Origin of the sequence: Marinitoga hydrogenitolerans DSM 16785, assembly GCF_900129175.1 — a bacterium.
GTDB classification, from domain to species: Bacteria; Thermotogota; Thermotogae; order Petrotogales; family Petrotogaceae; genus Marinitoga; species Marinitoga hydrogenitolerans.
On record NZ_FQUI01000005.1, the window covers coordinates 79,681 to 91,353 of the forward strand.

Annotated in this window: 12 protein-coding genes, 3 tRNA genes and 1 other RNA gene; 3 read left to right on the forward strand and 13 right to left on the reverse strand. The window is 26.1% G+C overall.

Translation table 11 applies throughout. From position 1 onward, the window contains the following. The first annotated feature begins 241 nt into the window (after positions 1-241). Together BUA62_RS02745 and BUA62_RS02750 are read left to right on the forward strand one after the other, a co-directional pair. A complete protein-coding gene (locus tag BUA62_RS02745; protein ID WP_072863213.1) occupies positions 242-439 on the forward strand; it encodes a hypothetical protein in 198 nt (65 codons plus the stop codon). A 9-nt stretch (positions 440-448) separates the two neighbouring features. Next, positions 449-1,249, forward strand: coding sequence for a DUF4895 domain-containing protein (locus BUA62_RS02750; RefSeq protein ID WP_072863216.1), 801 nt, complete (start codon positions 449-451; stop codon positions 1,247-1,249). Between the two features lie 32 nt (positions 1,250-1,281). Here the strand turns inward: BUA62_RS02750 and rplT are convergent, their stop codons facing one another. From rplT to BUA62_RS02815, 13 genes are all read right to left on the reverse strand, one after another. Further along, positions 1,282-1,638, reverse strand: a complete 357-nt coding sequence (gene rplT, locus BUA62_RS02755) for a 50S ribosomal protein L20 (RefSeq protein ID WP_072863218.1) — start codon at positions 1,636-1,638, stop codon at positions 1,282-1,284. A 27-nt stretch (positions 1,639-1,665) separates the two neighbouring features. Next, a complete protein-coding gene (locus BUA62_RS02760; protein WP_072863221.1) occupies positions 1,666-1,860 on the reverse strand; it encodes a large ribosomal subunit protein bL35 in 195 nt (64 codons plus the stop codon). Between the two features lie 17 nt (positions 1,861-1,877). Continuing rightward, complete coding sequence (infC, locus tag BUA62_RS02765) at positions 1,878-2,435, reverse strand: translation initiation factor IF-3 (RefSeq protein WP_234970270.1); 558 nt, start codon at positions 2,433-2,435, stop codon at positions 1,878-1,880. Positions 2,436-2,608: 173 nt separating this feature from the next. Beyond that, positions 2,609-2,684: transfer RNA gene (locus tag BUA62_RS02770), tRNA-Lys, on the reverse strand. Between the two features lie 11 nt (positions 2,685-2,695). Further along, positions 2,696-2,771: transfer RNA gene (locus BUA62_RS02775), tRNA-Trp, on the reverse strand. Positions 2,772-2,781: 10 nt separating this feature from the next. Beyond that, a tRNA-Gln gene (locus BUA62_RS02780) sits at positions 2,782-2,855 on the reverse strand. Between the two features lie 51 nt (positions 2,856-2,906). Beyond that, positions 2,907-3,707 (reverse strand): ATP-binding cassette domain-containing protein, encoded by an 801-nt coding sequence (locus BUA62_RS02785; RefSeq protein WP_072863224.1) that lies wholly within the window; start codon positions 3,705-3,707, stop codon positions 2,907-2,909. After that, positions 3,698-4,477, reverse strand: a complete 780-nt coding sequence (locus BUA62_RS02790) for an energy-coupling factor ABC transporter ATP-binding protein (RefSeq protein WP_072863226.1) — start codon at positions 4,475-4,477, stop codon at positions 3,698-3,700. Before BUA62_RS02790 ends, BUA62_RS02785 begins: the two co-directional genes overlap by 10 nt. Further along, a complete protein-coding gene (locus BUA62_RS02795; RefSeq protein WP_084670666.1) occupies positions 4,477-5,199 on the reverse strand; it encodes a methyltransferase in 723 nt (240 codons plus the stop codon). The genes BUA62_RS02790 and BUA62_RS02795 overlap by 1 nt, the downstream gene beginning before the upstream one ends. A 1-nt stretch (position 5,200) precedes the next feature. Next, a complete protein-coding gene (locus BUA62_RS02800; protein WP_072863228.1) occupies positions 5,201-5,863 on the reverse strand; it encodes a hypothetical protein in 663 nt (220 codons plus the stop codon). 21 nt (positions 5,864-5,884) lie between these two features. Then, positions 5,885-5,984, reverse strand: an RNA gene (ffs, locus tag BUA62_RS02805) — signal recognition particle sRNA small type. A gap of 43 nt (positions 5,985-6,027) precedes the next feature. Further along, entirely contained in the window at positions 6,028-7,353 is a 1,326-nt protein-coding gene (gene glnA, locus BUA62_RS02810; protein ID WP_072863230.1) for a type I glutamate--ammonia ligase, read from the reverse strand. A 92-nt stretch (positions 7,354-7,445) separates the two neighbouring features. Then, positions 7,446-9,764, reverse strand: coding sequence for a methyl-accepting chemotaxis protein (locus BUA62_RS02815; protein WP_072863232.1), 2,319 nt, complete (start codon positions 9,762-9,764; stop codon positions 7,446-7,448). A 284-nt stretch (positions 9,765-10,048) separates the two neighbouring features. On the opposite strand from BUA62_RS02815, the gene BUA62_RS02820 reads away from it, so the two are divergent. Further along, positions 10,049-11,581, forward strand: a complete 1,533-nt coding sequence (locus BUA62_RS02820) for a hypothetical protein (RefSeq protein ID WP_072863234.1) — start codon at positions 10,049-10,051, stop codon at positions 11,579-11,581. The last annotated feature ends 92 nt before the right edge of the window (positions 11,582-11,673 follow it).

The window sequence follows — 11,673 nt, forward strand, 5'->3', positions numbered from 1 at the left end:
GGTGAGGTAAATTAAAAAGAAAAATATTAAATATGCTTTTATTGTTATAATAACTTCAACCTTAGTAGTTATATTAACTCTAACATTTATATATATTTTTTATTTAAAAGATTTATTTCAAATAAATCTTACTGATGAAGAGTATATAAATTTAACAAAAAATAGTTCATTTTTTGGATATCCAAATAAAAAAATTGGTCCATATTTTGATTCATTTTTTTCTAATACAAAATGGTATTGTGTGAGGAATTTAGGTAAAATTAATGTTGTATTTGAAGGTGATGCATATTACTTTGGTAAATTTGCAAGATTTAAAATAGTTTTTGATGTAAAAAAAATGATTAAAACAAAGACTATACAACCTGTTGAATATACAGCAGATAATGAAAAAATTTTGTATACAGATTTTCTTAATTTGATTAATACAATATTTAAGTGAGGTGAAAACTTGATATACGAAAATTCTTTTAAAGAATTAAAAAAAATATCAATAGAATATTTTAATGAAAAAAAAGATAAGTTAGATGATGCATATGAACATTTAATAGCTTTTTCTATATTCGACATAAATAATAGATTTCCTAGCCTGAATTTATTTTTTGATAATAATGGAAGAAGTTTCCTTTCTTTAATGCCAGGTAAACCATCAATGTATATGAGTGCTTTATACCCAACAAAAATTGATAATAAAGAGATTGATATATTAAAAGAACGGTATTATAGGTTATCTAAAAAATATAATAAAAATGTCAATATAAATATAAATATGTCTATTTATCAATCACCATTAATAATTCCAAGTTTTTTTATTGAAGGAAATGAAAATATTATCAAAAAGTATATATTATCAGAAAAATTAAAAGGGGTAAAATACATATCTCTTAGTAAATATATTGATACAGTATTATTAGATTTTATTTTAAACTCTTATAATACGTGGTATTTCCAGGGAGTATATTTATATTATACTTTAAATGAAGTTCATTTTGTTTTTGATATACCAAATGATTTTAATAATAAGACTTTAGCTATTGAATTAGGTAAATTAACAAAATTATATGTAATAAGGAATAATCCTCTTTTGTCAGAATCATATAAAATTCCTGATATGAATATAAAGAAACCTGTTTTAATGGTTCTGAAAACGAATGTATGGAATTTAAAAGAATTCGATTTAGAATATATAAGAAAAGATATTATTGATAAAATTAATAATTCCTATCAATGTGTTTTAAATGTGTTTAAATAAATATTTGAGGCACCCCAAGGTGCCTCAAATATTTATTTGGATAAAAATTCTTTAGCAATATTTACATATTCTTTGAAAGCTTCATAATCATTTACAGCAAGTTCTGATAACATTTTTCTATTAATAGTTACACCTGCTAATTTTAATCCGTGTATTAAATCATTATATTTTAATCCTTCATTTCTAGCAGCGGCATTAATTCTTGTAATCCAGAGTCTTCTGAAATCTCTTTTCTTTTGTTTTCTTCCAGCATAAGCATATTTTCCTGATCTGAAGAATTGTTGTTTAGCTAATACATATCTTCTGCTAAGAGCGCCTCTATAGCCTTTAGCAGCTTTTAAAAATTTCTTTCTTTTTTTTCTAGCGTGAACAGCTCTTTTTATTCTCATTTATGTATCTCTCCTTTCGATTGTTTATTATTTCAACCCAAGTAATCTTTCAACTTTTTCGTTTAATCCTGTTGGAATATCTTTGTATTGATGTAATCTTTTCATTCTTTTTTTACCTCTTATTCTTGTATTATGACCAACATTTGATCTTCTCATTCTTATTCTTCCAGAGCCAGTAACTTTAAATCTTTTTGCGGATGAAGAATGTCTTTTAATTTTCATAGTTAATCCTCCTTTAATTATTTTTGTTTTTTTGGAGATAAAATCATATCCATATCTCTTCCAGCCATTTTTGGTTCTCTGGTAACTTCAGCTATATCCTCAACGTTTTTAATAACTTTATTTAAGATTTCTTTTCCTTTATCTGTAAACATAATATCTCTACCTAAAAACATAACAACAACTCTTACTTTATTACCATCTTCAAGGAACGTTCTAATTCTTCTAACTTTTGTGTTGAAATCATGATCATCGATTCTTAGTCTGAATTTCATTTCTTTCAATACTTGTTTTTTTTGCTTTTTCTTGGCTTCTTTTTCTCTTTTCTCTTTTTCGTATTTATATTTTCCAAAGTCCATTATTTTTGCTACTGGAGGATTGGAATTTGGGGAAACTAAAACTAAATCGAGTCCTTCTTGATATGCAATTTGTAAAGCTTTTTTTGTTTCCATAACCCCTAATTGTTCTCCAGAATTACCAATAACTCTAACTTCTCTAACTCTTATTTCTTCGTTTCTCAAAGTTGTATCTTTCGATCTCTTAATACTTATCCCTCCTATTCTTTTTTCGCAATTCAAAAAAATCTGCGAAAAAATATTAATAATTTTTGGATATTTTAATTATAAAATAAAAATGGGTGGAGTACACTCCACCCATGTATTTCCCTTTAAATCACAACCCCTGACGGCATATTTACCCGAGGTGGGAAGCTACTGGGTGGCTTCCGCTTTACAATAAAATTTTGTAAACATGGTGGGCCATGCGGGATTCGAACCCACGGCCTACTGATTAAGAGTCAGCCGCTCTACCAGCTGAGCTAATGGCCCACATAAAAATATGGCACGCCCGGAGGGACTTGAACCCCCAGCCTGCGATTTTGGAGACCGCCGCTCTACCAATTGAGCTACAGGCGTGTTCTTATTTTGGCTGGGAGGGGAGGACTCGAACCTCCATCGGCGGATCCAGAGTCCGCTGTCCTGCCATTAGACGACCTCCCAAGACAGATAGTATTATAACATTATTTTTTTAATTAGTCAACGTCTATCTTTTCAATATTGAAATAATTTTTCTAATTTTATATTATTTTTTAATGAACAGTAGTATAATTTTAGTTTTTCAGAAAAAACAATATTTTTTTTCCTTAATTCATCTTCACCTAGTAATATAAAGTTATCAAATGTTCCAATATACGATATTTCATGATTATGGATGTGTAAAATATTTGGTTTAAATGGAATTAATTCATCTAACCAATGTGTTATTATAATGATAGTTTTTCCTAATTTTTTTAATTCATCTATGATTTTCCATATTTTTTTTCTTCCGTCATAATCCAATCCAACAGTTGGTTCATCAAATATAATATATTTAGGGTCATATGATAGTACAGAAGCAATAGCAACTCTGCGCATTTCGCCACCTGATAAAGCAAAAGGATTTCTATTTAAAAAATTTTTATTTAATCCGATTAAATTTAAAATGCTATATAGTTTATTAGGAGAGATGTTTTTATTAAAATTTTTTGGAGCGAACATTAATTCTTCTAAAACAGTAGGAAGAAAAAATTGACTTTCTGGATATTGAAAAACCATTCCAATTTTTTCTCTGATTTTTTTTATATCTGTTTTTTGATTTTTAGTAGATAAACCATCAATGATGATTTCTCCTGTCTTAGGTATTAAAAGTCCATTTAAAGTTTGAATTAAGGTTGTTTTACCAGATCCAGTTTTTCCCAAAATAACCCACATTGAACCTTCATCTATATTCCAATTTATATTTTTTAAAGCTACTGATTCAAAAGGAGTTCCTTCTGCATATATATATGAAACATTATTAATTTCTATAGGCATATATTTCTCTCCAACTCTTTTAATGATTTACCTGTATATTTTTTTACAATATTTTCAAAAGGTATTTCAACGTTAAACCTTTTATTTTCTGACCAGTTATAGAATTTTTTTCTTTGATCATAAAACATTATTTTTCCGGAATCCAAAGCTATGATTTTCTCCACAAAACGTAAATCTTTCGCATGATGAGACGCTATAATAATAGTTTTTCCTATATTAATAAGATTTTTAATTACTTTATATATTTCTTCTCGTCCTTCAGGATCAAGCATTGTTGTAGGTTCATCCATTAAAATAAAATCTGGTTGCATAGCAATCATAGATGCAATTGCAAGGCGTTGTTTTTGCCCACCAGAAAGGGTGTTAGGATCTTTCTTTTCTAACCCTATTAAATCAGTTACGTTCAAAGCCCAATTTATTCTTTTTTTTATTTCATTTCTATCTAATCCAAGATTTTCCAGGCCAAAAGCAATATCTTCTTCTACAGTAACTCCTACAATTTGATTTTCAGGGTTTTGAAAAATGTATCCAACATGTTTTTTTAAATATAAAAGTGAATTTACATTGTTGAAATTTATTTTTTTTCCATACAAAAAAATTTCACCATTTTGTGGAGATAAAATACCGCATAAAAGTCTTAGTAAAGTAGATTTTCCACTCCCATTTGAACCAACCAATCCAATAGGAATTTTGCTTTCTAATATAATATTAAGATTATTGAAAATTCTCTTTTCTTTATAATTGAAATCTATATTTTTAGCTTCTAACATTATACTTTCACCGACTTATATAACCTAATTCCACCTTTTTTTACTACTTCTGAGACATTGCCAAAAATTTTATTCATATAATTTTTTATTCTGCTTCCACCTTTATTATGGAAGGCTACTAATTGAAGAGAACCGTCTTTTTTTAGATGTAGAAATGAATCTTCTATTAGTTTCATCCAAATTTTTTTACCAGCAACAATTGGAGGATTTGATACAATTTGATCAAAAATTTCGTTGTTCCAAGGTTCAAATAAATTTCCCTGTCTTATATCAGCAAAAATATTATTATTCTTTGAATTTATTTTAGAAAATTCAACAGCTCTTTTATTGATATCACTCATATAGATTTCGATATCTGGATATTCTTTTTTTAAAGTAATTCCAATTATTCCATAGCCACAACCAATATCTAAAATTTTTTTTCCAGTTATTTCAATATTTTCAAGTAGAACTTTTGTTGCTTTATCTATTTCTTTTTTTCCATAAACACCAGAAGGTGCCTTAAAAATATATGTGTGTCCATTTTTAAGAGTAAGGGTTAAAGTTTTTATAGTTAATTCAGATTCAGGATTTTCAACATAATAATGTTGAAATTTGACAATTTTTTTCTTTTTTTCTTTTTTTTCGTTTTTATATTGTTTGCCATATAGTTTTATTACCTGTTCAGGTGTTAAGTCTTTCAAATCTTCAGGCCCAAAGATTTTTTCATTTTTTTCTCTCATATTATTCCTCCTGTTTAAACAGCTCGTTTAAGGTCAACAATACACCAAAATTATAATTATTTTTAAATTGATATAAAGTTAAGCCGTTTGGAAAACTTATATAGTTAGCTCCGAAATTAAAAAACAACACAACTTTATTATCTTTTATGGGAATAAGATAATTCAAACCAATGTTTAAGGAAACAGCATCTTCAAAAGTTCCTTTAAAAGATGGCAAATTGGTTATTATATCACCTGTTTTGATCCAGTTCAAAATCTTTATATTCATAGAAATATTAATTTTAAAATTGTTGATAGTGGTTGAAATACCAGTAAAAAAACCCATATTTCCAATATTTATAGTACTTGTTGATTCTGTTGAATTATTTGTATCAAAAACATTCCAAAAACCGGAATATATGTTGGCATTTTGTAATTTAATGGCAATGTTAGAAGAAATGTAATTATTTAATTGAGGGTTGTTTAGATTAAAATCTGTGACAATATTATAATTAAAATAATTATCACCACCTCTGTAGGATATTCCAAAGGTTGGATAGCCTGCCTTTACTGTTAAATTTTCAGCAGGGAATTCAAGAAAAATGCCATTTGAATATATACCTAAATTTAAAGAGAAAATTGAAATAGGTATTATAATTAAAAAAATAAAAAATCCTTTTTTCATAAAAATCCCCCTTAAAATAAAGATGGCCGGGCACCCCCGCGGCACACAGGAAGTACCGCTTATGGCTGCTCCCTTCCGGGCCTGACCAGGTTCGCGGGTTCCCGTTGCGCGGGACCCAGCCTATAGTAGGTCCCTAGAACCAATAATATTATAATAGAAAAATGTTACATAATCCATAAATATTTATTAATTTCCCAATCACTTACATTAATAGAATACTCTCTCCATTCTTTTTCTTTTAATTCTATGTATTTTTCAAAGATATGTTTTCCGAGAACATCTTTTATCAAATCATCCTTCTTCAATTCATCTATAGCTTCTTTCAAGTTTGTTGGTAAACTATCAATACCAACTTTATCTCTTTCTTCAGGTGTCATATGATAAATATTTGAAATAATTGGTTCTGGTGGCTCGATTTTATTTTCAATTCCTTCAAAACCAGCAGCCAGCAAAGAAGCAAGTAAAAGATAAGGATTTGCAGTTGGATCAGGGCTTCTAACTTCTATTCTTGTGCCCATATTTCTGGCAGCAGGAACTCTAATTAAAGCGCTTCTGTTACTTGGGGACCAGGCTATATTAACAGGAGCTTCGTATCCTGGGACTAATCTTTTGTAACTATTTATGGTTGGATTAGCTATAGCTGTAATTGCTTTTATATGTTTTAAAACTCCACCAACAAAATAACGTAAAGTATCACTTAATTCAAACTCATTATTTTCATCAAAAAAAGCATTTTTTTTATCTTTAAATAAGCTTAAATGTGTGTGCATTCCAGAACCGTTTTCTCCAAAAAAAGGTTTTGGCATAAATGTTGCATGTAATCCTTTTAATAGTGCAATTGTTTTTACAACTAATTTAAATGTTTGTATGTTGTCAGCAGTTCTTAAAGCTTCATCATATGTAAAATCTATTTCGTGTTGTGAAGGAGCAACCTCATGATGTGAAGCCTCGACATTTATACCCATCTCTTCTAAAGCCAGAACTACATCTTTTCGCGTTTCTTCACCTTGATCTATTGGCAATAAATCAAAATATCCACCTTTATCAAGGAATTCTAAAACAGGTTTATGTGTTTTTTCATCCTTTGGTAATAAAAAAAATTCGGGTTCTGGACCAACATATGCAGAATATCCTTTTTCTTTTAATTTGTTTAATACAAGCTTTAATCGATATCGTGGGTCTCCTTCAAAAGGGGTTCTGCTAGAATTATAAACATCACAAATAATTCTTGCTGATTTGTATCCACTATCTGTCCATGGGTAGATAGCAAATGTTGCTGGATCAGGCTTTAAGTACATATCGGATTCTTCAATTCTAACAAAACCTTCAATAGAAGAACCGTCAAACATTGTTCCTTTTTCAAATGAGTTTTTTAGTTCATCCCAAGGGATTTCTACGTTTTTTAACAGTCCGTTTATATCTGTTATCTGTAGTCTAATAAATTTAACCTTCTCTGATTCTACTAATCTTAAAACTTCTTCCCTCTCCACAAAAAAACACCCCCTATATATAATATACAGGGGGATTATATCATAAACCGAGAAAAAATTCAATATTTAAATTTAATTAAATTTAAATAAGTTTAATTAACCTTGAAGAAGGATATTATAGCAGTCAATTTTTCAGAACTTTTTTGTAATTTTTCAGATTGATTAATCAGTGTGTTAATAACTTCAGTTTCATCATTTATTATTTCAGAGAACCCTAAAATTTCTTTTTTTGATATGTTTAAGAATGAATTTATTTCATCTTTACTTTTATCAAAAGATTTTAAAACAGTATCTTGCTCTTTTATTATATTTTTCAAAATATCAAAAACTCTATCTAATTCTATAGTTAGATTATTGATGTTTTCCATATCTTTTTCAAATTTGTTCATTATCTCATCTAGGTTATTGATATTTTCTTTTGATGATTGAACTTCATCAAGTAAAATTTTCATATCGTCTCCTATTAATTTAATTTGATTTGAGATATCTTCTGCGATATTATTTGTTTCAATTGATAAACTTCTTATTTCATCCGCAACAACAGCGAATCCCTTTCCAGCTTCACCAGCTCTTGCAGCTTCAATTGCAGCATTTAAAGCTAAAAGATTTGTTTGTTTAGCAATATTGGTTATTTTTTCTACAAATTCAAAAACATTTGAAACTTTTTTATTAAAATCTTCAAAGCTTGAAGCCAAATTTATAATAAGATTATTAATTAATTCAGTTGTATCTTTTGTTTCGTTTGTCATTTTTTTAGTTGTAGAGTTAAATTCGCTTAATTTATCAATAGTTTTTTCTATTGTAATAGATTCATGCATTATATTATTGCTATTATCAAAAAGTATAGATATGTTTGCGTCCAGAGAACCAAGAAATTTTTCAAGATCATCCATTAAATTTCTAACACTTTCAACAACTTTTTCAATAGTAGTTTTTGTTTTTTCTAATTTTTCAGATGAAATATCTATTTCATCTGAAGCCACATTTAATCTATTTATATTTTCATTTAAATCTTTAAACATGGAAATTAAAAAGTCTATTGTATTATGAATTTTTTTCATCATTAAACCAATTTCATCATTTTTGTTTCTTTCTAATTTTATAATATCTTTTAAATTTCCTTGTGATATATTATTTAGATTTTTCACTACAATATTTAAATCATTTGAAAATCTTTTTCCCATATAAATAGATATTATTATTGAAATCACAATTATCATTAATATAATCAATATTATAATATTTAAAATTTTACTCATATCTATGTTAAGTTTAATATTGATAGGTTCAGTTTTAAACTCAGGGAGTGAAAAGTCACTTTTTAGGCTAATATTTAAATTTGTTTGTGTTTTTAATAATGGTTTCGAAATTTGAATATACATTAAAGGAAAAAGTTGAGATGTAGAATAAAAACTACGAGTTTCTTTTTTTAACAATATTTCTGTAACAAACTTATTTGTTTTGGAGAGATCAAATTTCAAATTGGAAATAGGAATATTACCGAATAATGGTTCACCTGTAGATGAGTAAATAACAATATAAGCATCAATTAAGTTTCCTATTTCAACTATATCATCATATCCAAATTCTTTTAAACCAACAAGTATTCCAGTCATTTTTTGGGTTGAAATTGGATCATATATAGGAGTTAATACAATGAAAAAAGGTTTATTTTCAATAAAAGTAATTTTGCTTAAGCCATAAGCTAAATTTTTTGAGATTAATTGGATAGCATTTACTTTAATTAAATTGATAATATTAGTGTTTTTTAAACCATCTTTACCTGGCATATAACTTTCAGCCTTCTTCTGGATTTTATAATTAATATTTTTTATAGATATTTGAAAGGAATTCTTTTTCATAAAGATTTTTGGATTTATCATCCAAAGTTGAATTCCATCAAACTTTTGTAAATCGGCGTATGGTTGTAACAAACTATATCTTTCAATAATGGAGATACTTTTTGAAGCTGTTTTTTTCTTTAAATCAGAACTTCTGCTAATAGCATTTAAAAAATCTTCAAGGTTTTTAATATTTTCTTTTATTTTATTTTCAAATATAGAAAATAGAGTGGATAAATTTTTATCATAACTTTCGATGAAAAAATCTTCAAATTTTTTGTTTACTTCATCATTTAAAAGTTCAATTTGTTTTGATATATTTTGATTGTATTCATTAATTTGTTTTTCTAAGATTTTATTATATTCGTTAAATTGATTTTTATAATTATTTTGTACTATGGATAGTTGAGAGTTAACATTTTTTATGATTATTTGTTCTTGGTTTTTAATAGAATAGTTCACAAAAAATGTAACTATTAATAATGGAATAATAGAAAGTAAAATAATAATCATACCAATTTTAAACCCCATAGAATTAAAAAAATTAATTTTGAATTTTGAATTTTTCAATTTTATCCCTCCAAATATGCTATTTATATTTTTATTATATAACAATTATATTATTATATAACAATTATATCAGAATCTAACATTAAAATACAAGTATAAAATTAAGATTTTTGAGAGAAGTTTATAATAATTGTTAGTAAATAATATTAACAATTCATAATAATGAATAAGTTCATTCTTTTTTTTATTGTAAATAATATTTATTTCAGTGAGTAATCAATTTGTTTATTTTATGATATAATATTAATTGAAAAATTTATTTTTCAAAGGCGAGGGGGAGTAGTATGAATAATGGTGAATTTAAAAAAGAAGAAAGATTAGAGATAAGTATGCCTCGAAATGAAAAGACAGACAATAAAAAGAATAATCAATCTTCAGGAAGAAACAATAATTTTTTATTTTTAGTATTGTTAATAAATATAACTGTTTTAGGTGTTTTGATTTATCTAATTTTGAATCAAAGTTCTTTTAAGATGTCAATGGAAAAAAATATAGAAGAAATACAAAATAAAGTAAATAAATTAGACGGATTAAATAATAATCTTGAAAAACTAAATAATAATTTTCAGATTTTAGATATTATAAATTCAAATACAAGACAAATTCCAGATGTTTTAATGGTTTTGGAAGAAAATAAGAAAATCTTAAAAAATATTGATATAAATAGAATTAACGAATTATTTGAAAAACCAAACTCCCCAAGTGTTAATGCTTCAGAAATTAATATAAATTTTTCCAAAGAAATCAATGAATTAAGTGAGAAATTAAAAACAGATTTAGAAACTATTTTAAATGAAAAAATGGAAAATATTTTAGATAATCTAAAAAAAGATTATAATGAAAGTTTAAAATTAGATGAGCTGTCTTCAAAAATAGATAATATGCTTAAAAATATGCAGGATATAAATAAGGCTTTATTGGAATTTAAATCGAAAGAAAATGAAATATTACAAAATGAAAATTTAACCAAAGAAATCAAAGCAATACTTTTAAATACGGAACTTTTAATAAAATCATCTAATGATACCATTCAAGTAATAAATAAAAAATATGAAAGTCTTGATATTAAAATCTCATCTCTTAATGATAGATTGGATAAACTTGAAAGATATAATGAGCAGTATAATAATAATTTTGTAAATATAGAGAACACACTTCGCAATATTGAAAAGAAATGGATTTCTGTAGAAAAAAATTTTTATAATATACAAAATCAATACTATGAAAAAATCGAACATATAATAAATAAAAACAATATTTTATTTTTAATGAATAAACTTAATGATTATATGGATAGTTCAGATTTTAAATTAATAGAAATGGTAAATTTATATAAAGATATAGTTTCAAAATATTCACTTTTTTCTGATGATTCTGAGGTAAAAAGAATATTTAATGAATTATCCAAAGATGTATATAATAAGTTTTTTTCTATTATTGAAAATGAGAAGATTTATTTAAAAAGTACGGGTTACAGCGAGAATATAAAGAAAGATATAAAATATTTAAATTATGTGTTTTCTAAATTTCCAAAAATGGATGAAAAGGAATATAAGCAAATAAAGGAATCTTTAGAAGAGTTAAAAAAATTGGAAAAAGAAAAAATGAGTGAATATAATAATAGAGCTATAAATGAAATTAATGATTATTTAAGTTTATTTAGTAAAAAAGTTGTTCTTCAGGAAGAAATAATATATAATTTCAAATCTAAAATATTAAAGATTAACCCTGAATTGTTAGATGATAAAGTAAAAAAACGATATTTTGAAGTGGTGGAAAGAACAAAAGAAATATTAAAAGATAAATATGTGTGGTAAAAACAAAGAGGAGGTTAAATTAACCTCCTCTTTGTTTGGTGTGCCCGACTGGATTTGAACCAGCAACCTTTGGATCCGCAGTCCAATGCTCT